Consider the following 24,752-nt stretch of genomic DNA (forward strand, 5'->3'; position numbering starts at 1 on the left):
CCTTACTGGTTGGCGCGCTGGGCGGGTTGCACCGTCGCGGCTGCTGGTGCCATGCCCTTGGGTGCTTCCTCCGGCTTGATGGCGGGTGCGGTCTGGCCTGAGCCGGTGGAAGGGGTGGACCCGCTCGAGCCACCCGAGCCGCCAGAACCACTGTTGCCAGCGGCAGGCGGCTCCGGGTTCACCGCAGGGGCTGCGGCGCTGGGCTGGCCGGCATTGGGCTCGACCGCTACCCCGCCGCCGCCACCGGCGGGCGCGCCATTGCCAGCCGCAGTTCCGGGTGCCGCCGCACCGGGTGCCGCCGCACCGGGTGCCGTTGCACCATTGGCCCCCCGGCCTTCGCCGTTGCCACGGCGTCCACCACCCTCGCGCGGGCCGCCCTCGCGCGGGCCGCCCTCACGCGCACCGCGCCGGCCACTGCTGGCGCCATGCGCCTGGGTGGGGGTATCGCCTTGCAGCGCCACCACGGCGCCGTCCTTCAAGCGGTCAGCACCCTCGGTCACCACCAGCTCGCCCTCTTTCAGGCCGGAATTGATGGCCACCCATTCGACCGTACTCATGCCCCGGATGACGGTGCGCTGGGTCACCGTGCGGTCCGCATTGATCACATAGACAAAGTCGCCATTGCCGCCAGTGCGGATGGCGGTGACGGGCACCACCAGCGCGCTTTCGTCCTTCAAGGTCAGGCGGGTGTTCACAAACTGGTTGGGGAAGAGCGCGCCATCGGTATTCTCGAAACGCGCCTTGGCCTTGACGGTGCCGGTGGCCGTGTCCACCAGATTGTCCAAGGTCAGGAACACGCCTTGGGCCAGTGTCTTGCTGCCTGCGCGGTCCAGCGCTGCGACTGGCAGGTGGGGGTCGGCCTTCTGCGCACCCAGCACCGAGGGGATGTGGTCCTGCGGCACGGTGAAGCTCACATCGATCGGTGCGACCTTGGTGATGACGGCGATGCCGGTAGTGCCCCCCGCACTGATGTAGTTGCCCGGGTCCATCGTGCGCAAGCCAATGCGGCCATCGATGGGCGAGGTGATAGTGGCATAACCCAGATTGAGTTGCGCGGTCTGCACCTGGGCCTGGTCGGCAACCACCGTGCCTTCGAGCTGCTTGGCCAAGGCCGCCTGCGTGTCCAGGTCCTGGCGCGCAATCGAATCCTGGTCCCACAAGGTCTGGTAGCGCTTGAGCGTCACGCGCGCTGCATCAAGCTGCGCCTGGTCGCGCGCCAGCTGCCCCTTGGCCTGTTGCAGTGCCTGCTCAAACGGGCGCGGATCGATCTGGGCCAGCTTCTGGCCTTTCTTGACCATCTGCCCCTCGGTGAACATCACATCGCGCAATATGCCTGAGACCTGGGTGGTCAAGGTCACGGTGGTGGTGGGCACAACGGTGCCCATCGCCGTCAAGGTGACCGGCAAGGTCTGGCGCTTGGCAGCGGCACTGCCGACAGTGACGGCCATCGCGCGCATCCCCCCGGGACCCATGCCGGGAGGACCTCCCATGCCTGGCGCACCGCCCGCCATGCCTGCGGGGGTCTTCTTGCTTTGCACCAGGTACCAGGCGCCGCCCGCCAGGGCCGCCACCAACGCAATCGCGATGGTAGAACCCAGCCAACGGCTCCGCCGTTTGGGCGTTGTCGCGGCACGCGCATCAGGCAGCGGTGCGCTGGCAGGCTGGGGGGTGGGACGGGTTGAATTATTGGAGTTATGGTCCATGGCAGCAATCGGTCTGAGGTGTGTCACAGCGGCGGGCTTCAGCGATCGATCACCATCGGGCACCGGCCTGTAAAGAATGACCGCATCCTAGTGCAGCCATGTTGCACCAGGCCTGTACCGACTGCGAAGATAAGTAAAAGCGGCCGCCGCCTGCCCCAGAGTCTACTGAGATTCCGCTGCGTCAGAGGGTTTGCGGGGCAGTTGAGCGCGTAGGCTGTGACGCCAGCTTTTGTTGGCGTCGAAAGCCATCGGCCGCAGCATATTGCGTTGTTTTCTTCAGCGAGGTAGCGCCTGCATCTGGACCCGCACCGGGACAGGTACCTGGGCCGCTGCCTCCATCCGCCGGGCTGCGACTTCCGCTCGCCAACACGCCAAGAGCCTTGTCCCCATTGCACGGGCACAATACTGTGGAAAGCTGTGAAGAATCTTGTAGATAAGCAATTCAAATTACTGATTTATAAGAAAAATTAGGAACTTGCTGAAAATTGAGGCATCGCGGGTCCTGACACGGCATTTGGGCACCTAAATGCCTGCTCGGCAGCGGATGCGCTGCTGCCCAAGCGCAGACAAGCGCCTTCTTCGAGACCCTCGCACGGTTGTCCCCAGTCCATGGGCACAATCTTGTGGAAAGTTCTGTGCACAGCTGTAGATAAGCACTCCAAGCTATTGAAACCATGGCACAAAGTGATCCATGATGAAAAAAAAGGCAGCCTGCTTAGGCTGCCTGGGTGCTGTGGAGAACAGCGGACTGAGGATCAGGCATCGTTGCGCTTGATCTGTTGCAGGCCTTCTGCGGTGATGGCCATGTAGCCTTCACGCTCCACCACCATGCCACGCTCCAGCAGGCGCTTGGAGACATGCGCATGGGCAGCATCCTCCAGCGAAATCCTTTCTCCCAGTTCGAGCTTTTTCAGAACAGCCAACTCATCGACCGTAGGTTCAAACACGGGAGCGTGGTAAGCGGTGTGGGTGGTATTGGTAGACAACATGGCAACTCCTTGCATGGTTGCGATACGTGCGTGTAGGCCTCGGGCTTGCTCGGGGTCTGCGCTTGGCGCATCTGGTAAATGAATGCCACGAAGCGTAAGACCGTTTTTCGAAAGCGCCTGTAGGCGAATACCGCCAGCCTATCGCGCTGCTCAGGCACATTGCATAACTTTACGACCGCAATGCCCGGTGTTTACAAGCGTTGCAGTTCAGCGCGTCGGCCAGCTGCCCAGTTGGTAGGCACTGTCCCAGAACATCCATTCCAACTCGGCGCTGTAGCGGTAGGCCTCGGCCATCCGCGTGCGGGTAGCAGTGTCAGCGCCTTCAGCCAGCCGGTCGATGGTGGCAATGACAGCGCGCACCGCAGCATGAAACTCCTCGCTGGCATAGGTATCCACCCAGGCCTGGTAGGGATTGCCGGGCTGCGAGCGGGCATGGATATCGCGCCCCACTTCGGCATAGATCCAAAAACAGGGCAACAGGCCAGCCAGCGCCACCGGGTAGCTTTCCGCCCAGCTGTTGGCCAGCAGAAAGCTGGTGTAGTGGTGGCAAGCGGGCGTCAGTGGCGTGGCGGCGAAGTCCTGCGCGCTGATGCCAAAGTCGCGCATGAAGCCATCGTGCAGCTTGCGTTCCTCGACCACGGCCTCGTTCGCCGCATTGGCAAACTGCACCACGCCATCTGCATGGTCGGCCTTGGCTGCAGCCACCGCCAGCGCACGGCCATAGGCCACCAGGTAGTGCGCGTCCTGAATCATGAAATGGCGAAAACGCTCGACCGACAAACTGCCAGCCGCCAGTTCGCGGTTGAAGGGATGGTCCAAGGTGCGCTGGTACAGCGCCTGGTTGGCTTGCCACAAGCCCTGGCAAAACGACATGCAAACTCCTCAAGAGTGGGGGACAAGCGCTGATTGTCGGCCAGCAACGCAAGGCCCAGCGCCATCCGACCCCATGCCAGCCAGGGCATGCATGCAGCGCAGAACCGGCTACGATCCATCCACTGCATTCTGCGCAATCCCTAGCGAACCTGCCATGTCCATGCCAAGCCCCGCGCCCATGTTGACCAATGCCCAGCAGCAAGCGCTGCAGGCCGTACAGAGCCGAGGCGGGCCGGTGCGCGAGCTCGCGCCTGCACCCGCATCGATCCATGTGCACTTTCATCCCGACTGGACAGCGCAAGACCAGCCGCTGCTGGCGCTGCTGTGCCAGCAGGGCCGCTACCAATCGCAGTTTGAAAGCGGCAGCAGCAATGGCAGCTACAGCCCGCAGCCCCAGGGCGAACGCTGGCAGTGGGAGAACCAGTGGTTTGCGGGCGCTTACAACCAGGCCGCCCCTGCTGAGCGGCCCGTGTACGGCGCGGTGGATCTGGAGCCTTTGGGGTATCCGAGCCACCAAGGTTATGGCGCCGCACCCCGCTTTGGATCGGCGTATCTGCAGTTGCACAACTCTGCCACGGCACGCAGCAGCTTTTGCGACCCCGACAGCTACTGGCAGCCCCGCCATGTGGGCCTGTGGCAGCAGATGGATTGGCAGCAGCTGCAATGCCTGCAACTGGCCGACCCGCTGGACCACTATGTGGAAGCGCAAGTGCATGGCGGCCTGCTGCTGGCGCGCGACGTGGCTGCCCTCTGGCTGGACCCTTGCTACCGCGATACCCCGCTTGCGCAGGCCGCACAGAACTCCGGTTGGCCCTTGCGCTTTCACCCCGGTTACCGCTTGCAGGAGAACCAGTTGGCGCAGGCCAGCCAGTACCGGGGCGCCGAGGTGGCCGAGGTGCTGGCCCATATGCTGCAGCTGGCGCCCGGCGGGCTCACGCCAGCCGATCTGGGCCAGGCCCAGGCCTGCCACCGCTACCCGGCACCGCTGCTGAAAAAGGCCTGGCATTGCATCGCCCACCTGGGCCGGCACTGCGTCGGCGAGCCGCATCACCGATAATCGCTGCTTTTGCCGGCGCAGGCACGCCACGCGCTGCCCGCCCATCACCCGGATCCGCATGTCTTCTCCCGCTCCCATCCACCGGTTTGATACCGTCATCCTTGGCGCAGGCGCAGCCGGCCTGTTTTGTGCGGCGCAGGCCGGGCAGCGCGGGCTCAAGGTGCTGCTGATCGACCATGCAGCCAAGGTGGCAGAAAAGATCCGCATCTCAGGCGGCGGGCGCAGCAACTTCACCAACCGCGATCTCGATGTGCGCCAGCCGCACAAGCATTTTGTCGGGCAGAACCCGCAGTTCTGCCGCTCGGCGCTGTCGCGCTTTGGGCCGGCCGATTTTGTGGCGCTGGTCGACAGGCACGGCATCGCCTACCACGAAAAGCACAAGGGCCAGCTGTTTGCCGACCACTCTGCTGAAGACATCATCGCGATGCTGATGGCCGAGTGCCGCGCCGGCCAGGTCACCCACTGGCAACCCTGCGCCGTCAGCGCTGTCTCGGCGCTCGATACCGATGCCCATGGCCAGCGTTTCCAGGTCAGCACCGCCCAGGGCACGGTGCACTGCCGCCACCTGGTGATTGCTACCGGCGGCCTGTCCATCCCCAAGATTGGTGCCACCGACCTGGGCTACCGCCTGGCCCAGCAGTTTGGGCTGGCGCTGGTGCCGCGTGTGCCAGGCCTGGTGCCGATGACTTTTGATGGCAGCGCCTGGGCACCCTATGCGCAGCTGGCGGGCCTGGCCTTGCCGGTGGTGATCGGCACTGGCAGCAAGAAAACCCGCATGACTTTCAACGAAGACCTGCTGTTCACGCACCGGGGCCTATCCGGGCCGGCGATCCTGCAGATCTCCAGCTACTGGACACCAGGCACGTCCATCGACATCAACTTGGTGCCCGAGGTGGATGTGGCCGCGCACCTGCTGGCGGCCAAGCAGCGCTCACGCAAACTGATCGCCAATGAGCTGGCCAGCCTCGTGCCCTCTCGCCTGGCCGATGCCTGGGTGGCGCAGGATGCCGATTGGCAGCGCCCGATTGCCGAGGCCAGCGACAAGGCCTTGCTGCGCCTGGCCGAGCGCCTGACGCGCTGGGAGCTGACCCCCACCGGCACCGAAGGCTATAAAAAAGCCGAGGTCACCGTCGGCGGAGTGGACACCAAGGAGCTGTCTCAGCAGACGATGGAAGCCACGAAGGTGCCGGGTCTCTACTGCATTGGCGAGGTGGTGGACATCACCGGCTGGCTGGGTGGCTACAACTTTCAGTGGGCCTGGGCCAGTGCGGCGGCCTGCGCAGCGGGCATGGCAGACGGTCAGTAACGGACCGCGCATAAAGGCGCATTGAAACAACAGCTCAGGCGCTGGCACCCCGCTCACGGCCGGCAGCCCTATTGCCGTTTGATAAAAACCTGGTTATAATCCCACCTCTTTGCTGGCAAAGCCCTGTCTGCCAATACTAGTCAATATGACAGGGCAAAACCGCCATTCAAGGCTTTGGGGCCCGATCTTCCCCAAAACCCGCTGTTGGCACCAATGGAAACATTAGCTAATGACGACTATCCGTGTAAAAGAAAACGAACCCTTTGACGTTGCGCTGCGCCGCTTCAAGCGCACCATCGAAAAGCTGGGCCTGCTGACCGACCTGCGTGCTCGCGAATTCTACGAAAAGCCTACCGCTGAGCGTAAGCGCAAGAAGGCCGCTGCCGTGAAGCGCCACTACAAGCGCGTTCGCAGCATGCAACTGCCCAAGAAGCTGTACTGATCGCAGCTCTCACAGGCCTGACGCACATTGCCCAGGCTGTGACACCACCCGCGCTCGGGACGCCAGGCGCGGGTTTTTTGTTTTCTGGCCATCGCCAGATTTTTTCAGGCAGACCGCTGCTTGCTTGGACGGCCTGCCAACAGGAGCATGTTATGAGCTTGAAAGCGCAAATCACCGAAGACATGAAGAACGCGATGCGCGCCAAGGACACCGAACGCCTGGGCACCATCCGCTTGCTGCAAGCTGCGATGAAGCAGAAGGAAGTCGATGAGCGCGTCGAGCTCGACGACGCGATGGTGATCGCCATCGTCGACAAGATGATCAAGCAGCGCAAGGACAGCATCGCCGCCTTTGAAGGCGCAGGCCGCCAGGACCTGGCCGACAAGGAAAAGTCGGAAATCGAGGTCATCAAGGGCTACCTGCCAGAGCGCCTGTCCGCCGAAGAGGTGACGGCCGCCGTCAAGGCCATCGTGGCCGAACTCGGTGCCTCGGGCCCCGGCGATATGGGCAAGGTCATGGGTGCGGTCAAGACCCAGTTGGCAGGCAAGGCGGACATGGGCCTGGTGTCTGCCGCCGTGAAGGCCGCCTTGGCCCCCTGATCGGATCGATCGCACGGGTCCCCATTCCGGGCGCCCGCTGCGGGGGTCCGCGATAAAAAACCACTGCGGCATCGCGCTGCAGTGGTTTTTTTGTGGGTGCGCAGCGCTCAGCGGCGGCTGCGTTCGCGCCTTCTACGCAGTCCCAGTACCGCGGCGCCACCCAGCAGCAGCGACATCAGCCACTGCCCCGCCATCGTGAGCGTGGGCACCGCAACCGGCGCGGGCAACGGGCTGGGGTCAGGATCGGGCGTCGGCTCAGGCGTTGGATCCGGCGTCGGAGGATCCACATCGATGCCATGGCGGTAGACCAGGTCCTCATCCTCACTGCTGCAAGGCGCCGCGCGGCTGCACTGCGCCGCCTCGGTCACGCGGGCCAGGTTGCGAACGCGTGCAGGCGCGGCGGCTGTCACTTGGGCCAACACCGCATAGTGGATGGACTCGCCGCCCGCCAGCGTAACCCCGGTACAGCCCGCAACGCTGCAGACGCCGGCCACGCTGCCCGCTCCCACGTCGATTGCACGGATGTCCGTCACCTCCACGCCGCTGGGCACATCGTCCCACTGCAGCTGCACCGGCATGCCGCCCTGGTTGCTGAGCGTCACGACATAGCGCGTGGTGCCGCCTTCAGGCAGCTGGTCCACGCCATTGCTTTTGAGCACGGTGATGTGCGCGGGAGCCAGCACCTCGGTACGCGCCTGGGCACAACCATCCGTAGGCAGACAGGCCGCACCCGGCACCGGCGGCTCGCGCCTGCCCTGCGGATCCATCGCCGCATGGTTGGTGATCGCACCTGCCACGGCTGGCGCCATCGTATGCAGCGTAAAGGCGGCGCCAGCACCCTGCTCCAGCGCTGCATCCAGCACCACCTCGCACAGCAAGGGCTCCCCATTGCAGACCACCGATGCCACGCCAGCACCCGGTGTGGCGCCCGTCAAGCGCATGCCCTCGGGCAGAGCCTCGGCCACCGTCAGCGTTTGCCCGGCTGCAACCGCCGTCTGGCCACTGTTGGCAATGCGGAACTGGTAGTCCAGCGCGTGGCCCACTTCCACCGTTGCGTCAGCTGTCTTGCTCAAGGTCAGATGCACGGGCGTGCGCAGAGCGTCGGTATCGGTGGCTGTGCAAGGGGCTGCCGGGCTGCAGTTCGCGCCCGTCACCGTTGCCGTATTGCGGACCACCGCATCGGCACGCCCCTCTACCAACGCAGTGACACGCGCCAGCACCTGGTAGCTGATGCGGGCATTGGCAGCAACCGTGATGCCGCTGCAGCCGACGGGCGCTTGCAGGCTGCAGTTGCCGGTATCACTGGGAGCGGTAGCCGCCATCGGCGTGATCGCCTCGATCTCCATCCCCTCGGGGCTGTCCAGCCATGCCAGGCCGTTGGCAGGCATGCCGCCGCTGTTGCTGATGGTGACGGTGTAGGTGCTGCGCGCGCCTTCGCTCAGCGCATCCACGCCATTGCTCTTGGAGATGCTGACAGCAGCGGGCAGCACGATGGCATCACGGTCCTCGGCGCTGCAGCTGTTGCCGCCGCTGCAGGCAGCACCCGTGAGAGTCACCGTATTGCGCGCATTGTCGGCGCCGACCTCGCCCGTGACGGTCGCCTGCACCGCATACACAATGGATTCGCCAGCAGCGACTGCGATGTCCGAGCAACCACTGACGGTGCACAGGCCTGCCTCGCTGTTGGCCCCCACTGCCGTTGCGCTGATGCGGTCTATCCGCAAGCCCACCGGGCTCTCGGCCCAGCGCAGACCTGCAGCCGCACTGCCACCGGTATTGCGCAGCACCACCTGGTAGACCGTGCTCGCACCCTGCGCCAGCACATCCACCTCATTGCTTTTGCTGATGTGCAGGTTGGCCGCTGTCACCACTAGGTCGGTGTCAGTGCTGGCACAGCCGGTCACCAGTTCGCTGCTGCAGGTGCCGCCCTGCACGACAGCCTTGTTGCTGACCGATGCACCCGCGGCCACGCCAGCGTTGACCTTTGCGCTGACAAGGTAGACGATGGATTGACCGGCAGCCAGCGTGATGCCCACACAGCCCGACGTAGAGCAAGTGCCCGCGACACTGTTGGCACCCACACTGCCGACACGTATGCCAGTGATGCTCAGACCGCTGGGGGTATCGGTCCAGCGCAGACCCGAGAATGCACTGGCCGCGCTGTTGCTCAGCGTCACGCTGTAGGTGGTCTCTGCAGCCACCGCCAGGCGATCCACACCGTTGGTCTTGACAATGCTCACCGAGTCGGAGGCCACGATCAGATCCGCATCGGTGCTGGTGCAACTGCTGGGGCTGCCGCCGCCGCAGTTGGCGCCTTCCACCACGGCAGTGTTCGACGCCATGGTGCCTACGCCACCGGTGACCTCCGCCTCAACCTGGTAGCTGATCGACCCACCAGGCGCCAGGCGCAGACCTGTGCAGCCCGTGCTGCTGCAGACGCCGGCATCGCTGCCGGCAGTCACTGCAGCCACCGCAATACCCAGCACGCGCAGACCTTGTGGCCGGTCCAGCCAGGAGACATCGCTGGCCAGCGTACCGCCCGCGTTGCTGACCGTCACCGTGTAGAGCGTGCGTGTGCCTGCAGTCACGGTGGCCTGCGCATTGGTCTTTTGCACACTCAACGCAGCCGGTGTACTCACGGCCTCCTGGTTGTACGCCACGAAGGCAATGTCCGAGTCGCCGCTGAGCGATTGCACAAAACCCGCCACCCGCGCCATGTTCTCTGGCGTGATGCCAAAGTCCGAGAAGTGGTAGGCACGTATGCGCAGATCGCGGCTGCCATCGGCCACGCTGGCTTTGGTGTGGTTGGGGTTCCAGAACTGCCAGTTTTGCCGCGCGACGACCGAGACACTGTTGAGCGCGATGGTGACGGAGTTGCCCACCAGCGCGCCGGTGTCATCGATGAAATAAAACTGGTCCGTCCTGGTTGAAGGCTGCCCCACCTGGGTCACCAGCACATCGGGCACATCATCCGTGGTGGATTCGGGGTTGCCCACGCTGGCGCTGAAACGCAGCGACGTCGCAGGGATATTGAACAGCGCAGTACTCAGGTCCAGACCACGCACGCCATCCGAAAGATAGGACGCACGCGATTTGGAGATGTCATAGCTGCCGCTTTGGGCAATCGCATTGAGCCCGCCAGTGGCCGGCAGCGAGCTGGGGTTGGGCGTGAAGGCCTGGAACACCGCCGGCTGAAACCCCCCGACCAGCGCCGCATCGTTGACGCCTGTCGAGTAGCGAATACCGTTGGCCGTAAAAGCCAGCAAGTCGTTGTGCCCATTGGCCGCTGGCGCGCTGGCTGCATTGCCGGTGTTGGCCGTCCAGCTGTTGTTGTTGAAACTGCCCCAAACGGCGGTCACGTCATCGGCGGCATGGGCCGATGCCCACCCGGCCAGACCACCCAGAACCACCATGCCGCGCGCCCATCGAGCAGCGGACGCCCATCTGTTCACTGAACCCATCACACCTTTCCCGTTGTTGTTGGAACACCCAGGCCCACATGCCAACGCCCTGCCTGCTTGCGCAGCCACAGGGCGTGTGTTCCATCGGTTGAATTACAAAAAATATATTAACTTAATCAATTATCAAAATGACGCATTCGAATCCCTGTATTCACGTTGTTTAACAAAGAGCGAAGCCGGGATGCAGAAAAATCTTGACGCACATCAACAAATGTCAAGGCGTTAGATTTGTATCATAACATTTCATAAAATCCATTTCTCTGCACCGGTATATAGTTTCTATCAGGCGTGTAGTTCCACCCCTGCCTTGAGCAACTCCGACCATGCTGGTCCGACGCATGGCTCTCTTTTTTTGGCACTGATGAGACAGCAATGCTCATCCCGTCACCGGCGTATGAGGTGCGTACCACATACTTCCTCTGATCTGCACGGTGGGTAGCCTTACCCTCTTCCGCCGAGACCCCGGCTCCCTCGTTGCAATGGGACTTCCGGCCCCATGCCCTCTGCCTTCCTGAGCCATGCACCACACCGACGCCTCCACCGCACCGCCCCCCGCCACTCGCCGCCCACGAGCGCTGGATGAGGACCCATACCTGCTGGCCAGCGGTGGTCTCGCACCCGTGCGTCTGAGCGATGGCGAGCGCGCAGGGCAAACGGCGCCCACCACCCTGCTGCCGCTGCGCATGGCAGGCAAACGCCCGGGTGTGCACATGGACCCGCCCCAACCGGGACAGCACACGCAGGAGCTGCTGCGCAGCCTGGGTTACGGCGATGACAGCATTGCTGCTTTGCGGGACAGCCAGGCCATTGCAGGCTGGGCACTTGCAGCGCCAAATGTGAATATGGATGAACCAGGGCGAATGCGGCAGCCTGTCCTACAAGTCCATGCCCTTCCGCCACCTACGCTGTGGCTCTTTGTCGCAGCAGTTGGGGATAAGCTTGGCCATCCGATGCGGCTTGCCGGCGTTGCTGAAACTTGCAGCCCGCGGGGCACTCCAAGCCCGGTGACCTGGGCTCCCGCCATTTATTGGCAAGCCCTCCGCGACTGTTTTGAAGAAGGAGAATTTGATGAAAAAAATGCGCATGCTGGCGACCGCTGCCCTGATCGCCGCCACCCCTTTTGTAGCTTCCACCGCCATGGCCCAGAACCCCGCCCCCGCCGCTGCCAACATCGACAAGCGCCCCAGCCTGAACCTGGATGCCGAAGCGACCACCCGTGTGCCGGAAGACACGGCCTGGGCCCAGTTCAGCGTCGAGAAGGAATCCAAGGACCAGGCCCAGGCCCAGCAACTGGGCAAGACCGCGCTGGCCGATGTGCTGGCCACCGCCAAGAAGTCCTCGACCTTGCAGGTCACGACCGAGAACCTGTTCACCAGCCCCGTCTACAACAAGGATGGCAAGGTGACCAGCTGGCGCACCCAGTTCAATGTGCAGCTGGAGTCGACCGACACTGCCGCGCTCGGCCAAACGATGGCTGCGCTGATGGACAAGGCCCGGCTGACCGGTTCTGGCTTCCGCCTGTCGGATGCGGCGCGCAACAAGGCGCAGGACCAGCTGATCGCTGAAGCCGTCAAGAACTTCAACGCCAAGGCGAAGGTCACCGCCAATGCAATGGGATACGCACAGTACGAGTACGACACCATCCACCTGAACCAGAGCGGCACGAGCCAGCCCATGCCCCGCATGAACCGCGGCGTGGCCATGATGAGCAAGATGGAGGACAGCAGCGCCCCCGTGGGCCTGGAGCCCGGCTACACCACGGTGTCGGTCAGCATGTCCGGCGCGGTGCGTTTGATCAAGTAAGCCGCGCCTGTTGGAACGCAGTGGCATAGCGGATCAGCGCTGAGCCACACCCGAGCCAGGGAATGCCTTGCATCCCCTGGCTTTTTCACGCCCATGCTCTGGGCTGTCGCCCGGCTCAGCTCAGCCGCGCCAGAATCAGCACCACGCCGGCAACCGTGAGCAAGGCACCGGCCATCGCGCCCAAGGTGGGCGGTACCTTGGTCTTCCACCACAGCAGCGGCAGCAGCAGAATGGGCGAGACAGAGGACAGCATGCCCACCAGCCCGGCACTGCCGTACTTGAGGGCGGCCAGGATCAGGGTCATGCCCATGGCCATCGACAAAAAAGCACTGCCCGCCAACAGCTGCCAGTCGCGCGGCTCCATCACGGCGGTCAGGCGTGCCGGTTTCCAGCCCACCAGCAGCAGCACCGCATGAAAGCCAAAGCCCGCCGCCATGCGCACGGCCGATGCGGCCACCGGGTCCACATCGGGGCCCATCACCGGCTTGACCACCAAGGTGCCCAGGGCCTGGCCCAAGGCGGCTATCAGCCCCAGGCTCACGCCCACTGCGAGCCGGCCCCGCGTGGCCTCCAGGCTGGATTCGCTGCCAGCGCGCTTGCCAAACGCAATGGCGCACATCACGCCGCTCAGCACCAATGCGCAGCCCAGCATCGCCACTGCGCCCATGCGTTCACCCAAAAAGAGCGCCGCCAACACGGCTGACATCATCGAATGCGTGGCAAACAAAATGCCCGATCGGCGTGGACCCAGCCGGTTCATGCAGGCAAACAGCACCGTGTCGCCAATGAAGATGCCGATAAAGCCCGACAGCACCAGCACGCTCACGAGCGCCAGGTTCAGACTGCCCCAGGTGCCCGCCACGGTGGCCCAGCCGCCCAGCATCACGGTGGCAAACACCATGCGCCAGCGGGTGAAGGCAAAGGCGCCCATCTTGCGCGCCACCGGGGCGGAAAACAGCGCGGCCAGCGCCCAGCAGGCGGCGGCCAATACGGCCAGGGACTCAGGGGGAAAAGGAAAAGGCGACACGGCAGGCGGCAAAATGAGGCGCCAGCGGTGCAAGCTGTCTCGCACCATGCTGCGCAGCTGCCCCAACAGCGCTAGGATGCCCATCCAGACACCCCAGCCCCGGCACCAGGTGCGAGGACGAGCGATTGTAGAGCCCAGCAATGGCCTTTGCGAGCGCTGCCAGTCACCCGGGCGGCCACCCTCCCCTTTTGACCAGACATTCAGGACCAGCATGAGCAAGAAACTACGTATCGCGGTATTGGCCGGCGACGGCATCGGCAAGGAAGTGATGCCCGAAGGCATCCGCGTGCTGGAGGCCGCTGCCAAGCGCTTTGACCTGCCGCTGGAGATGCAGCACTTTGACTGGGCACATTGCGACTACTTTGCCGCGCACGGCCAGATGATGCCCGACGACTGGAAGTCACAGTTGCAAGGCTTTGACGCCATCCTGTTCGGCGCCGTCGGCTGGCCGGCCACCGTGCCCGACCATGTCTCGCTCTGGGGCTCGCTGCTCAAGTTCCGCCGCGAGTTCGACCAGTACATCAACCTGCGCCCGGTGCGCCTGTTTGACGGCGTGCCCTGCCCGCTGGCCGGCCGCAAGCCCGGCGATATCGACTACTACGTGGTGCGTGAGAACACCGAGGGCGAATACACCGCGCTGGGCGGCATCATGTTCGAAGGCACGGACCGAGAGATGGTGCTGCAAGAGGCGGTGTTCACCCGCAAGGGCGCCGACCGCCTGCTCAAGTTCGCCTTTGACCTGGCCCAGAGCCGCAGCAAGAAGCATGTGACCCTGGCCACCAAATCCAACGGCATTGCGATCAGCATGCCCTGGTGGGACAAATGTGCCGAAGCCATGGCCCAGAACTACCCCGACGTGGTGCTGGACAAGCAGCACATCGACATCCTGACTGCCCGCTTTGTGCTGCAGCCCGGCCGCTTCGATGTGGTCGCGGCGACCAACCTGTTTGGCGACATCCTGAGCGACCTGGGCCCGGCCACCACCGGCACCATCGGGCTGGCACCTTCGGCCAACCTGAACCCCGAGCGCAACTTTCCCTCGCTGTTCGAGCCGGTGCATGGTTCGGCGCCCGACATCTATGGCCAGAACATTGCCAACCCGATCGCGATGATCTGGTCGGTGGCGCTGATGCTGGACTTCCTGGGCAACGGCCAGGGTGCCTGGCGCAGCGCACACGATGCCATCGTCGATGCCATCAGCCAGACCATTCTGAGCGGCCCGCGCACGCCCGACCTGGGCGGCCAGGCCAAGACCCCGGACGTGGGCAAGGCAATTGCACAAGTGCTGGCCTGAACGCCTGCCGCCTCAGGCAGCGCTTGCAGCGCTGGCCAGCGCCTTGCTGGCCTGGGCGCCGCTGGCGCACGCGCGGGGCTATACGCCGCAGGGCCGCTGCGGCGGCTATGAAAAGGTCAGCATAGCCAGCCCGGCCGGCACCTGCGTAGCCCTGGTGGCTGATGAGCGCGAAGGCCTGCGTGCGCCCCGCCGGGTGCTGGAGATCAGCCCCGGACGCCTGTGGATCATCGACATGGGCAGCTGGATGCCGCGCCAGGGCCGGCTGCTGGAGCTGAGCCTGCCGGCGCAGCCGTCTGCCAACTCCGCACAGCGCCCCCAGGTCCAGGTGCTAGCCGACAAACTCGACCGCCCGCTAGCCCTGGTGCGCGGGCCCGATGCCCTGATCTACATTGGCGAGGCCAGCCGTATCTGGCGCACGCACGTGCCCGCTGCAGGCCAGCCGATCCAGGCGCAAGCGGTGCTGGGCCAGCTGCCCGACGACGGCGCGCACCCGCTCAAGGAAATCACGTTCGGGCCCGATGGCAGCCTTTACGTCAATATCGGCTCGCTCACAGACCGCTGCCAGGACGCGCAAGGCGCGCTGCCCCATCCCTGTCCCGAGCGCGGAGCGATGCAGTTCCGGGGTGCGGTGTGGCGTGCGGTACTGCGCAGTCCTGCGGCCGCCGGCCAGCCCCCGCAAGCGCCTGTGCAGCAGTTCGCGCCGTTTGCGCTGGGTCTGCGCAACTCCGTGGCCCTGGCCACCCTGCCCGACGGCCCCGCCAAAGGCAGCCTCTGGCAGGCCGAGAACAACATCGACTACCGCGACAGGAACGAGCCCCCCGAAGAGCTCAACGAGCTGGTGGAAGGTGCCGACTACGGCTGGCCCTATTGCGTGGGCGCACAGCGCCCAGCGCGCGGCTACGAGCAACGCGCGCGCTGCGCCGCCACCAAGCCGCCCCATATGCTCTGGCCCGCGCACACGGCGCCGCTGCAGCTGCTGGCCACCCCACAGGCCAGCCCCTTCCAGGGCCAGTTGCTGGCCGCCTGGCATGGGCCGCAAGGCCACCGCGTGGTGGGCTTTGCACGCCAGAAGGATGGCAAACCCGGCGGCAAGCCGATCGAGTGGATGGGCAACTGGACGGCAGATGGCAAGACCCGGCCCCTGGGCCGCCCCACCGGCCTGGCACTGAACCATGCCGGCCAGCTGATGGTGGTGGAAGACTACAACCGCACACTGCTGATGCTGCTGCCAGATACCGCCAGCGCCAGTGCCACCGCCGCGCAGCGCTGACCCACGCGCTGGCCCGCCTGCCGCCAGCGCGACATCCAGCCGCGCGCCCCGCTTGCCCTTCCTGCGCCCCGGCCTATCATCGGCCCTACTACATCCCCATGTTGCGCAGGCCTTTTGACGAGCGCCTCGCGGCCACCGCGTCATGACAGCGCTCCCCACCTCTCTGCCTCCGGGCCCCACCCCACCGTCCGGCCTGTATTTCGGCTGGGTGATCGTCGCCGCTTCCACCATCCTCACCTTGCTGACGGTGGGCATGCGCATGGGGATCGGTCCCTTCATCGTGCCGCTGTCGCAGGACCTGGGTTTCAGCCGCAGCCTGCTGTCTTCCATCGTCGCGTTTGGCATGTTGTGCTACGGCCTGGGCATGCCACTGGCCGGCTGGCTCGTGGCGCGCCAGGGCACGCGGCGGGTGCTGCTGCTGGGCACCGTCATCGTGGTGCTGTCCTGCATCTGGGCCGTCAACGCCCGCACGCCATGGCTGTTTTTCTGGTCCTATGGCGTGGCGCTGTCGCTGGGCCTGGCCTTCACCAGCCCGGTGGCAGTCACGCCGATGATCAGCAGCTGGTTCACGCGCCAGCGCGGCATGGCGCTGTTCTTTCTGTCCACCGGCTCCATGGCAGGCATTGCAGTGATGACGCCGGTCTTCACCTTCACGATTGCGCGCTGGGGCTGGCAATACACGCTGCTGGGTTTTGCACTGGTATTTGCGCTGATCGTCACCGCGATGGCGCTGTGGATTGTGCGTGATGACGCGCCCGAGCACACCGACCTGACGCCCGCCGAGCAAGCCGCCCGCCGGGAGCGCCTGCGGACGATGGCGGGCCAGCCCGCTGCGCCCTCGCTGCGCTTTGCCCAGGCAGTGGCCACCGCGCCCTTCTGGCAGATCTTTCTGGGCCTGTTTGCCTGTGGCTTCAGCATGAACCTGCTGGGCACCCATGGCGTGCCCATGCTGATGGACCATGGCTTTGATGCCGGCAGCAGCGCCGGCGGCATTGGCCTGATCGGCCTGGTCGCCATCTTCAGCACCTTGGGCCTGGGCAAGCTGTCCGATATGGTGCCGCGCCGCTACATCCTGGCCGTCATCTACCTGGTGCGGGGCCTGGGCTTTGTCGGGCTGGTGGCCGTCATCCACCATTGGCAGCTCTATGCCGTGGCCGCGCTGGGCGGCATTGTCTGGGCCGGCTCGATCGCCGCATCGTCGGCCATCCTGGGCGATCTCTACGGCATCAAGCTCGTCGGCATGCTCTACGGCTGCGCCTACCTGGGCCACCAGATTGGCGCGATGATCAGCAGCTGGCTGGGCGGCTGGGCCTACGAGCAGTTCGGCACCCACTGGATCGCCTTTGGCGCCGCAGCAGCGCTGTTGGTACTGGCCGCCGGCGTATCGCTGCTGCTGCCCACGCGGCTGGCAGCCAATCCGCGTTAAGGCAGCCGGGGCCTCAGTCGATCTTCAGGCGGGTGGCCTGCGCCACCTCGCCCCAGCGCTTGATCTCGCTGTTGAAGAAGCGCTGAAAACTGGCGGGTGAATTGGGCGCTGGCGGCAGCATGAAGCCATTGCTCTGGTACTTGGCCCGCACATCGGGGTTGGTATTCAGCGCGCGGTTGATGGCCTTGTTGACGGTCTCCACCACCTGGGCAGGCGTGCCAGCTGGCGCAAACACGCCAAACCAGGCGGCGACCTCAAAGCCGGGCACCCCGGACTCGGCGACGGTCGGAATGTCCGACGCAAAATCGACGCGTTCTGCGGTCGTCACCGCCAGGCCCTTGAGTTTGCCGGCACGGATCTGCGCCAGCAGCGGCGGCAGGTTGTCCATCATCGAGTCCACCTGCCCGCCCAGCAGATCCGACACCGCCGGGCCGCTGCCCCGGTAAGGCACATGCAGGATGCTGGTGCCTGTCTTGAGCTTGAACAGCTCGCAACCCAGATGGGCCGAAGAACCACTGCCCGGCGATGCGCAGGTCAGCTTGTCCGGATGTTGCTTGCCATAGGCGATGTACTCGGCTACCGAGTTGACCGGCAGCTTGGCGCTCACAGCCAGGATATTGGGCACCACGTTGAGCTGGGCGACCGGCACCAGGTCCTTGCCGGCGTCAAAGGCCAGCTTGGTGTAGAGGCCCTGGTTGATCGCCGTCGAGATGGATCCGACAAACAGCGTGTAGCCGTCGGCGGGCGCGCGCACCACATACTCGGCACCGATATTGCTGTTGGCGCCCGGGCGGTTTTCGACGATGAAGGACTGGCCCAGGTCCTTGCCCAGCGCATCGGCGATCAGCCGCGCGCCAATGTCGGTGGCGCCGCCGGGGGCATAGCCCACGACCAGTTTCACCGGCTTGCCGGGGTAGCCCGTGCCTTGGGCCTGTGCGGCGGGCAACAGCGCCCATGCGGCAGCCACGGCCAGCGCGGCCTTGCTCAGTGTCATCATTTTTTTGTCTCCTTGATTGCAAATAGGTGAAGCGCTTTAGCGCTGACTGGGGGGCAGCGAAAAATCGCCCTGGATGCGCAGGCAGTCCGCCGTCAGCTCCTGCGGGCGGTTGACACCCAGCAGCGCCAGATTGGTCATCAGCTCCTGGCGGAACAGCTGCACGGCGTGGGCAATGCCCGCCTCGCCCGCTACCACCGCGCCAAACAGCTGCGGCCGGCCGGTAAAGACCAGGTCGGCGCCCAGCGCCATGGCCTTGAGCACATCGCTGCCCCGGCGAAAGCCGCCGTCGATGAACACCGGATAGCCGGCAGGCACGGCCTGCCGAATCTCGGGCAGCGCCTGCAGGGGCGAGATGCAGGCATCGAGCTGGCGCCCGCCATGGGTGGAGACGATGACCGCATCGGCGCCATGGGCCACGGCAAGTCGGGCGTCTTCCGGGTGCATGACGCCCTTAAGCACCAGCTTGCCCTTCCAGGCCGCGCGTATCTGGTCTATGCAGTCCCAGTCGAGCTGATCACGCTCGCCCCGAAAGCCATGGGGCGGGTCGGCGGTGATGGCCGGCCCTGCCTCATGGGCCAGGTTGGCAAAGCGGGGCACGCCCTGGCTCAACACGGTGCGCAAAAACACATCGCAGCTCCAGCGCGGGTGGCGCAGGCCGTCGAGCAACAAGGTCCAGCTGGGGCGAAACGGCACGGTAAAGCGCAGGCGCTGCAGGTTCTCGCGGTTGGCGCCCACGCAGGTGTCGATGGTGACCACCAGCACGGGGATCTGGGCACGTTCCAGGCGCTGCAGCAGCGGCAGGATGCGCGCCATATTGCCCGGCAGGTAGGCCTGGTACCAGCAGCGCTGGTCATGCGCGCTTTGCAGCTGTTCCAAAGGCACGGTCGATGCGCCGCTGATGATGAAGGGCAGCGACTGCGCCTGCGCCACCTTGGCCAGCGCCGCGTCGCAGTCCTTCATCACGATGGCGGCAAAGCCGGTGGGCGCAAAGCCCATCGGCATCGCATAAGTCTGGCCCCACAAGGTGGTGGCCGTGCTGCGCTGGGCCACATGGCGCAGGCCGCGCGGCACAAAGCCCAGGCGCGAGAAGGCCTGCAGGCTTTGCTGCAGCGAGACGCCGTCTTCCGTGCCGCCGCAGACATAGCCGCGCACACAGGCGGGCAAGCGTTTGCGGGCAGCGCGCTCCAGGTCGGCAATCGAGAGGTAGTGGTGCAGCGCGGCCATGTGCGCGGTCTCCGTGGTTATTGTTTTTCCAACCACGCATTGTTGACAGCCGCCCCGCCCGGGGCAAACGAAATTAAATGATCGGGCTATTCCAAAATTTCATGCGGATGGCGGGCTGGCATGCGCCTGTGCCAGCACCCAATCGACAAAATGGCGGATCTTGGGCAAGGCTGCGCAGGGGCTGGCATGGGCCACGTAGTAGGCGCCGTCGCTGGGCTGCACAAAGGGCCAGGGCTGCACCAGGCGGCCCTGGGCCAGCGCCTGCTCGGCAAACATGCGCGGCATGATGGCCAGGCCAATGCCCTCTTGTGCGGCCTGCAGGCACATCGAGAAGGTGTCAAAGCGCGTGCCCCGGTAGGCATCGGCCGGCACAAAGCCCTGGCAGGCAAACCAGTCGCGCCAGATCTCGGGCCGAAACGAGCACTGGACCATGGGCAACTGCTCCAGCTCAGCGAGCGAGGCCAAGCCATCGGCAGGCAAGATGTCCGGCGCACACACCACTGCCACATCGGCCTCGAACAGGCGGTGGCAGTCCGCGCCTGGCAGGCTGCCTTCGCCATAGAACAGCGAGATATCGATGCGCGACTGCATCAGGTCAAAAGGCCGGGCGTCGCCCTTGGTGACGACCTGGATGTGCGGGTAGGCCTGCAGAAACAGCCGCAGGCGAGGCACCAGCCAAGTGATGCCAAAGGTGGGCTGCACGGCAATCGTCAGCGTTTCGTCCGCCTCGCCGTAGCCCATCACATAACGGGCCGAGGCATCGACCTGGTTCAGGATGCTGCGCACTTCGCCCAGGTACATGCGCCCGGCCGGGGTGAGCGACAGCCCGCGCGCCGAGCGGTGGAACAGCGCCTGGCAGACGGTGGCTTCCAGCTGCGCAATCTGCTTGCTGATGGCGCTCTGGGTCAAGAACAAATCCTGGGCCGCCAGGGTAAAGCTCATGTGGCGCGCCACGGCCTCAAAGCACTGCAGCGCCATCATCGACGGCATGATGCGTTTTTGCATGTCAGGCGCCCCCCTTGCGCGGCCGCTGCAGCGTCAGCTGCTGGTCCAGAATGCTGCCCAGGTGCTGCAGCAGCACGCGGGCCTGGGCCTCAGGACGGCGCTGGCTGACCAGGATCAGCGGCGCCACCAGGCCGGGCGCACCGCTCAGCCGCCGGTAGGCCAGCCCATCGCTGCGCAGGCTCTGCAGGGAGGCCGGCACAATGCTCAGGCCCAGGCCGGCGGCTACCAGGCTCAACGTGGCAGTCAGGCGCGGGGCCTCTTGCACCACCTGTGGATGAAAGCCCGCGCCCACGCAGGCAGCGACGATGCCATCGTACAGGCCCGGGCCCGCTGGCCGCCGGTACAGCACCAGCGGTTGGCCCCGCAGCTGCGCCAGCGGCAAGGGGCGGCGCGACTGCATCAGTGCATGGCCCAGCGGCCCGGCCACCACCATCGGCTCGCTCAGCAGATGCCGGCTGCTGAGGCTGGGCTGCGCCTCCCAGGCCGAGCGCACCAGCGCCGCATGCAGGCGTTGCGCCAGCAGGCCGTCCAGCAGCTCGCCCGATCCCGCCTCTTCCAACGTGACCTTCACGCGCGGCCACTGCGCCCTGAAAGCCCGCAGCACCTGTGCCACCAAGGGGTGCAACGCCGCCGAGCTGGTAAAGCCAATGGCCACATGGCCACGCCCGCCCTGGGCGGCATCCTGAACCAGGCCGGCCATGGCCTCCACCCGGGCCAGCACCATGCGCGCCTCCTGCACCAGCGCCAGACCGGCGGCGGTGGGCCGCATGCCTCGGGGCAGCCGCTCCATCAACGGCGTGCCCATCTCGGCCTCCAACTGCTGCAACAGGCGCGTCAGCGGTGGCTGCTGCATACCCAGTTGCTGGGCAGCGCGGGTCAGGTTGCCACACTCGGCAATGCAGACCAGGGCCCGCAGCTGTCTCAACTCCATCAAGCAATACCTCAAAAGTATGGTTGTGGTTTTTATAGCGTATTTGTCAGCATGGGTAAAGCGCACAACAGTGCCGGGCAAGACAGAAGGAGAACCCCATGACCTGGTCCGCCCAGCAGTACAGCCAGTTTGAAGCCGAACGCACCCGCCCCGTGCGTGATCTGGTAGCCGCCATTCCAAACACCGAGGTGCAGACTGCCATTGACCTGGGCTGCGGCCCTGGCAACTCCACCGAAGTGCTGCAGGCGCGCTACTCCGATGCGGCGGTGACGGGGCTGGACAATGACGAAGACATGCTGCGCGCTGCACGCGAGCGCCTGCCGCAGACGCCGTTTGCGCTGGCCGATATTGGTAACTGGCAGGCCGCACCGGCCGTGGATGTGATTCTGGCCAATGCCAGCCTGCAGTGGCTGCCCGACCATGCCCGCCTCTACCCGCAATTGCTGCAGCAACTGCGCGCTGGCGGCAGCCTGGCGGTGCAGACACCCGACAATCTGCAAGAGCCCGCCCATGTGCTGGCGCGGGAGGTAGCCGCGCAAGGCCCCTGGGCTTCGCGCATCGGCGCGGTGCGTCACCCTGATCGGCATAACCTTGACTGGTACTACGCGCTGCTGCAGCCGCTGTGCAGCCGGGTCGATGCCTGGCGCACCACCTATATGCACCCACTGGCCAACCACGAGGCGGTGGTCGAATGGTTCAAAGGCTCGGCGCTGCGGCCGTTCCTGGCGCAGCTCGATGCACAGGAGAAGACGCAGTACCTGGCGGACTACCTGGCCGCCATCCGCCAGGCCTACCCGGCGCTGCCCAGCGGCACGGTGCTGCTGCCCTTCCCCCGGATCTTTATCGTCGCCACCCGCTAGGGATCCTCTGCACAACTCCCTGCCGTGGTCTGAACGCGGTCTCGGGCGATCCGCTGCGTTGTCTTCCTTGTCAATAGCTACCGCTATTGACCGCAAAAGACGCCTTGCGTCTCATCCCGATCCGGATCCATCCCATTGGGCGAGGGTCATGCAGAGGACCCCTGTCCACGACTTGGCCATCAAGCCTTGGGCAGTTGCGGCGGTGTAACCAGGTCTTCCAGGCTCAGGCCTTTCTCGCGCAGCAGCGCTTCGAGCAGGGGCTTGAGTTGGCCCAGCTTCTCGTCCACTGCCTCACGCACGGTGTCCACCACCACCTGGGTACTGCGCTCGATCTCGATGTTCAGGCGGTCACCGGCGCGCTTGTCGCCAAACACGGTCATGCGCAAGGTCTCGGGGATGAGCCAGACCTCGAACCAGCCTTCCTGGCGGTTGACCTCGGCAACGGTCAGGCTGGCGCCATTGATGGCGATATAGCCCTTGGCGAATACATAGCGGCGAAAGGCCTCGGGCACTGCGACCCGCATCACATGGTTGTTGTCGAACTGGCGCACCTGCACCAAGGTGCCGGTAAAGTCCACATGGCCCGACAGCGGGTGGCCGCCAATCTCGGCGCCATCCTTGGCCGCGCGCTCCACATTCACTAGCGAGCCGAGTTCCAGCCCGCCCAGGGTGGTGATGTTCAGGCTCTGCTGCATCACATCAAAGCGCGCGTGCGTGGGGTCCAGCAGCTCGGTCACCGTCAGGCATACGCCGTCGTGCGACACACTGGCCCCTATCGCCAGGTCATCGCAAAAGCCATCGGGAAAGGCCACGGTAAAGCTCCGCAGCCCCGGTTGGTCGTCAATCGCGCTGATGCGCGCCACTGCCTGAATAATGCCGGTAAACACAGCCCACTCCTTACAGTGCCGGCCCGCTTTGGCCAGCTGCTCAGTCAAAAAATAAAACCCGCCCGCCGCCCCTGGATTGGATGGCTCTGAGCGGGCTGCATGCTATTGAGCGGCGAGGGATCAGGACCCTGCCACCTTCATGCGGTTGATCAGGATACTGCCCAAGGTCTTGGAGCCGGCGTTGTAGGCATCGGCGCCCACGGCCTCGATGCCCTTGAACATGTCCTTGAGGTTGCCGGCAATCGTGATCTCTTCGACCGGAAAGGCGATCTGGCCGTTTTCCACCCAGAAACCACTGGCGCCACGCGAATAATCGCCGGTGACCGGGTTCACGCCCTGGCCCATCAGCTCGATGACGAACAGGCCCGTGCCCAGCTTTTGCAGCATGGCGTTGAGGTCGTCCGAAGGGCGGGTCTTGGTCGAGTAGAAATGCAGGTTGTGGGCGCCGCCGGCATTGCCGGTGGTGCGCATGCTCAGCTTGCGGGCCGAATAGGTGGACAGGAAATAGCCGGCCACCTTGCCGTCTTCGATCACCGAACGCTTGGACACGCGCACGCCTTCGTCGTCATAAGGCGCGCTGCCCTTGCCGCCGATGATGAAGGGATCTTCGACCAGCTGGATGTGCTTGGGGAAGACCTTCTTGCCCAGCGAATGCAGCAAAAAGGAGCTGCGGCGGTAGAGCGCGCCGCCGCTGATGGCCTGCACCAGCGAGCCCACCAGGCCGGCGGCCAGCGGGGCATCGAACAGCACCGGGCATTCGGTCGTGGCAATCTTGCGGGCACCCAGGCGCGAGAGTGCGCGCTCGGCCGCATACCGGCCTACCACGGCAGGATCGGCCAGGTCGCTGGCGCGGCGCATGCTGCTGTACCAGGCATCGCGCTGCATGTCGGCGCCTTTGCCGGCAATCGGTGCCACCGACAGGCTGTGGCGCGAGCTGGCATAACCGCCGGCGAAACCGTTGGTGTGGGCGCTGTAGAAATGGCTTTGCTGGGCCGACACACCGGCGCCTTCGCTGTTGGTGATGCGCTTGTCGGTGGCAAAGGCCGCCGCCTCGCACTGCAGGGCCAATTGGGCCGCCGCTTCGCTGTCAATGGCCCAAGGATGGAATAGCTCCAGTTCACGGTGCTCGGCTGCTGGCACAATATCGGCTGCGTCGGGCAGACCTGCGATAGGGTCCTCGGCGGTGAAGCGTGCAATGTCATAGGCCGCCTGCACGGTGCGCTGCACTGCTTCGGCAGAGAAGTCGGACGTGCTGGCATTGCCACGGCGCTTGCCCAGATACACCGTCACTCCCAGAGATTTGTCCCGGTTGCGCTCCACCGTCTCCAGCTCGCCCTTGCGCACACTCACCGATAGACCGGAGCCTTCGGAGGCATCGGCCCCGGCATCGGTCGCACCGAGTTTTTTGGCATGCGAGAGCGCCTGCTCGACGAGATCTTTGAAAAATGCGCGGCTGTAACTGAAGCCGGACTCGGCCTTGGCATCGCCTTGGCTGTTGGAGCTGGATACGGATTTATTCATACTGCCCGCTATGATACTGATAACCGCCATCGCCCAGGCACTGCGCCGGGCGATGGCCTTTTGAACAAAAGCATTTA

At 65.0% G+C, this 24,752-nt stretch carries 20 protein-coding genes; 9 read left to right on the plus strand and 11 right to left on the minus strand.

Annotated elements, in window-relative coordinates; genetic code table 11:
- Positions 1-2 precede the first annotated feature (2 nt).
- The 3 genes from ACHWUQ_RS13810 to tenA all read right to left on the minus strand — a co-directional run bounded on the left by ACHWUQ_RS13810 (position 3) and on the right by tenA (position 3,565).
- Positions 3-1,703: an MdtA/MuxA family multidrug efflux RND transporter periplasmic adaptor subunit gene (locus ACHWUQ_RS13810; RefSeq protein ID WP_394681489.1), complete on the minus strand. Its 1,701-nt coding sequence runs from the start codon at positions 1,701-1,703 to the stop codon at positions 3-5.
- 755 nt (positions 1,704-2,458) lie between these two features.
- Positions 2,459-2,692, minus strand: a complete 234-nt coding sequence (locus ACHWUQ_RS13815; RefSeq protein ID WP_312525520.1) for a hypothetical protein — start codon at positions 2,690-2,692, stop codon at positions 2,459-2,461.
- Between the two features lie 207 nt (positions 2,693-2,899).
- Complete coding sequence (gene tenA / locus ACHWUQ_RS13820; RefSeq protein WP_394681490.1) at positions 2,900-3,565, minus strand: thiaminase II; 666 nt, start codon at positions 3,563-3,565, stop codon at positions 2,900-2,902.
- Positions 3,566-3,743: 178 nt separating this feature from the next.
- On the opposite strand from tenA, the gene ACHWUQ_RS13825 reads away from it, so the two are divergent.
- From ACHWUQ_RS13825 to ACHWUQ_RS13840, 4 genes are all read left to right on the plus strand, one after another.
- The gene (locus tag ACHWUQ_RS13825) at positions 3,744-4,622 is read left to right on the plus strand and encodes a DUF3626 domain-containing protein (protein WP_312807359.1); all 879 of its coding nucleotides are present in this window, start codon (positions 3,744-3,746) and stop codon (positions 4,620-4,622) included.
- Positions 4,623-4,680: 58 nt separating this feature from the next.
- Positions 4,681-5,928: an NAD(P)/FAD-dependent oxidoreductase gene (locus ACHWUQ_RS13830; RefSeq protein ID WP_394681491.1), complete on the plus strand. Its 1,248-nt coding sequence runs from the start codon at positions 4,681-4,683 to the stop codon at positions 5,926-5,928.
- Between the two features lie 229 nt (positions 5,929-6,157).
- The gene (rpsU, locus tag ACHWUQ_RS13835; RefSeq protein WP_007833691.1) at positions 6,158-6,370 is read left to right on the plus strand and encodes a 30S ribosomal protein S21; all 213 of its coding nucleotides are present in this window, start codon (positions 6,158-6,160) and stop codon (positions 6,368-6,370) included.
- 152 nt (positions 6,371-6,522) lie between these two features.
- The gene (locus ACHWUQ_RS13840) at positions 6,523-6,969 is read left to right on the plus strand and encodes a GatB/YqeY domain-containing protein (RefSeq protein WP_239811326.1); all 447 of its coding nucleotides are present in this window, start codon (positions 6,523-6,525) and stop codon (positions 6,967-6,969) included.
- A gap of 107 nt (positions 6,970-7,076) precedes the next feature.
- Here the strand turns inward: ACHWUQ_RS13840 and ACHWUQ_RS13845 are convergent, their stop codons facing one another.
- Complete coding sequence (locus tag ACHWUQ_RS13845; protein ID WP_394681492.1) at positions 7,077-10,382, minus strand: hypothetical protein; 3,306 nt, start codon at positions 10,380-10,382, stop codon at positions 7,077-7,079.
- Between the two features lie 1,116 nt (positions 10,383-11,498).
- Here ACHWUQ_RS13845 and ACHWUQ_RS13850 point away from each other — a divergent pair.
- Positions 11,499-12,233, plus strand: coding sequence for an SIMPL domain-containing protein (locus tag ACHWUQ_RS13850; RefSeq protein ID WP_312409784.1), 735 nt, complete (start codon positions 11,499-11,501; stop codon positions 12,231-12,233).
- A gap of 115 nt (positions 12,234-12,348) precedes the next feature.
- Here the strand turns inward: ACHWUQ_RS13850 and ACHWUQ_RS13855 are convergent, their stop codons facing one another.
- Positions 12,349-13,260, minus strand: coding sequence for a DMT family transporter (locus tag ACHWUQ_RS13855; RefSeq protein ID WP_312409785.1), 912 nt, complete (start codon positions 13,258-13,260; stop codon positions 12,349-12,351).
- A gap of 211 nt (positions 13,261-13,471) precedes the next feature.
- On the opposite strand from ACHWUQ_RS13855, the gene ACHWUQ_RS13860 reads away from it, so the two are divergent.
- From ACHWUQ_RS13860 to ACHWUQ_RS13870, 3 genes are all read left to right on the plus strand, one after another.
- The gene (locus tag ACHWUQ_RS13860; protein WP_312463447.1) at positions 13,472-14,554 is read left to right on the plus strand and encodes a tartrate dehydrogenase; all 1,083 of its coding nucleotides are present in this window, start codon (positions 13,472-13,474) and stop codon (positions 14,552-14,554) included.
- Positions 14,535-15,824, plus strand: a complete 1,290-nt coding sequence (locus tag ACHWUQ_RS13865) for a PQQ-dependent sugar dehydrogenase (protein WP_394681493.1) — start codon at positions 14,535-14,537, stop codon at positions 15,822-15,824. The genes ACHWUQ_RS13860 and ACHWUQ_RS13865 overlap by 20 nt, the downstream gene beginning before the upstream one ends.
- A gap of 142 nt (positions 15,825-15,966) precedes the next feature.
- Entirely contained in the window at positions 15,967-17,250 is a 1,284-nt protein-coding gene (locus ACHWUQ_RS13870; RefSeq protein ID WP_394681494.1) for an MFS transporter, read from the plus strand.
- Positions 17,251-17,263: 13 nt separating this feature from the next.
- Here ACHWUQ_RS13870 and ACHWUQ_RS13875 read toward each other — a convergent pair whose 3' ends face one another.
- The 4 genes from ACHWUQ_RS13875 to ACHWUQ_RS13890 all read right to left on the minus strand — a co-directional run bounded on the left by ACHWUQ_RS13875 (position 17,264) and on the right by ACHWUQ_RS13890 (position 21,407).
- Positions 17,264-18,247, minus strand: a complete 984-nt coding sequence (locus tag ACHWUQ_RS13875) for a tripartite tricarboxylate transporter substrate binding protein (protein WP_312525540.1) — start codon at positions 18,245-18,247, stop codon at positions 17,264-17,266.
- A gap of 36 nt (positions 18,248-18,283) precedes the next feature.
- Positions 18,284-19,471 (minus strand): alpha-hydroxy acid oxidase, encoded by a 1,188-nt coding sequence (locus tag ACHWUQ_RS13880; protein WP_394681495.1) that lies wholly within the window; start codon positions 19,469-19,471, stop codon positions 18,284-18,286.
- A gap of 99 nt (positions 19,472-19,570) precedes the next feature.
- Positions 19,571-20,476, minus strand: a complete 906-nt coding sequence (locus ACHWUQ_RS13885; protein WP_394681496.1) for a LysR substrate-binding domain-containing protein — start codon at positions 20,474-20,476, stop codon at positions 19,571-19,573.
- A 1-nt stretch (position 20,477) separates the two neighbouring features.
- Positions 20,478-21,407 (minus strand): LysR family transcriptional regulator, encoded by a 930-nt coding sequence (locus ACHWUQ_RS13890; protein WP_394681497.1) that lies wholly within the window; start codon positions 21,405-21,407, stop codon positions 20,478-20,480.
- Positions 21,408-21,505: 98 nt separating this feature from the next.
- Here ACHWUQ_RS13890 and tam point away from each other — a divergent pair, with 98 nt between their 5' ends.
- A complete protein-coding gene (tam, locus tag ACHWUQ_RS13895) occupies positions 21,506-22,267 on the plus strand; it encodes a trans-aconitate 2-methyltransferase (RefSeq protein WP_394681498.1) in 762 nt (253 codons plus the stop codon).
- A gap of 179 nt (positions 22,268-22,446) precedes the next feature.
- Here the strand turns inward: tam and ACHWUQ_RS13900 are convergent, their stop codons facing one another.
- Together ACHWUQ_RS13900 and pmbA are read right to left on the minus strand one after the other, a co-directional pair.
- A complete protein-coding gene (locus tag ACHWUQ_RS13900; RefSeq protein WP_394681499.1) occupies positions 22,447-23,154 on the minus strand; it encodes a riboflavin synthase subunit alpha in 708 nt (235 codons plus the stop codon).
- Between the two features lie 120 nt (positions 23,155-23,274).
- Positions 23,275-24,675, minus strand: a complete 1,401-nt coding sequence (pmbA, locus tag ACHWUQ_RS13905; protein ID WP_312409815.1) for a metalloprotease PmbA — start codon at positions 24,673-24,675, stop codon at positions 23,275-23,277.
- Positions 24,676-24,752: the final 77 nt, after the last annotated feature.

Source organism: uncultured Comamonas sp. (assembly GCF_964277875.1).
GTDB lineage: Bacteria > Pseudomonadota > Gammaproteobacteria > Burkholderiales > Burkholderiaceae_C > Comamonas > Comamonas sediminis.

Excerpts from the sequence above, each read along its gene's own strand:
- tenA (WP_394681490.1), bottom strand. The coding sequence starts at position 3,565 with ATGTCGTTTTGCCAGGGCTTGTGGCAAGCCAACCAGGCGCTGTACCAG.
- ACHWUQ_RS13870 (WP_394681494.1), top strand. The coding sequence starts at position 15,967 with ATGACAGCGCTCCCCACCTCTCTGCCTCCGGGCCCCACCCCACCGTCC.
- ACHWUQ_RS13840 (WP_239811326.1), top strand. The coding sequence starts at position 6,523 with ATGAGCTTGAAAGCGCAAATCACCGAAGACATGAAGAACGCGATGCGC.
- ACHWUQ_RS13825 (WP_312807359.1), top strand. The coding sequence starts at position 3,744 with ATGTTGACCAATGCCCAGCAGCAAGCGCTGCAGGCCGTACAGAGCCGA.
- ACHWUQ_RS13830 (WP_394681491.1), top strand. The coding sequence starts at position 4,681 with ATGTCTTCTCCCGCTCCCATCCACCGGTTTGATACCGTCATCCTTGGC.
- ACHWUQ_RS13815 (WP_312525520.1), bottom strand. The coding sequence starts at position 2,692 with ATGTTGTCTACCAATACCACCCACACCGCTTACCACGCTCCCGTGTTT.
- pmbA (WP_312409815.1), bottom strand. The coding sequence starts at position 24,675 with ATGAATAAATCCGTATCCAGCTCCAACAGCCAAGGCGATGCCAAGGCC.
- ACHWUQ_RS13850 (WP_312409784.1), top strand. The coding sequence starts at position 11,499 with ATGAAAAAAATGCGCATGCTGGCGACCGCTGCCCTGATCGCCGCCACC.
- ACHWUQ_RS13810 (WP_394681489.1), bottom strand. The coding sequence starts at position 1,703 with ATGGACCATAACTCCAATAATTCAACCCGTCCCACCCCCCAGCCTGCC.
- rpsU (WP_007833691.1), top strand. The coding sequence starts at position 6,158 with ATGACGACTATCCGTGTAAAAGAAAACGAACCCTTTGACGTTGCGCTG.
- ACHWUQ_RS13875 (WP_312525540.1), bottom strand. The coding sequence starts at position 18,247 with ATGATGACACTGAGCAAGGCCGCGCTGGCCGTGGCTGCCGCATGGGCG.
- tam (WP_394681498.1), top strand. The coding sequence starts at position 21,506 with ATGACCTGGTCCGCCCAGCAGTACAGCCAGTTTGAAGCCGAACGCACC.
- ACHWUQ_RS13885 (WP_394681496.1), bottom strand. The coding sequence starts at position 20,476 with ATGCAAAAACGCATCATGCCGTCGATGATGGCGCTGCAGTGCTTTGAG.
- ACHWUQ_RS13880 (WP_394681495.1), bottom strand. The coding sequence starts at position 19,471 with ATGGCCGCGCTGCACCACTACCTCTCGATTGCCGACCTGGAGCGCGCT.
- ACHWUQ_RS13845 (WP_394681492.1), bottom strand. The coding sequence starts at position 10,382 with ATGGTGGTTCTGGGTGGTCTGGCCGGGTGGGCATCGGCCCATGCCGCC.
- ACHWUQ_RS13890 (WP_394681497.1), bottom strand. The coding sequence starts at position 21,407 with ATGGAGTTGAGACAGCTGCGGGCCCTGGTCTGCATTGCCGAGTGTGGC.
- ACHWUQ_RS13860 (WP_312463447.1), top strand. The coding sequence starts at position 13,472 with ATGAGCAAGAAACTACGTATCGCGGTATTGGCCGGCGACGGCATCGGC.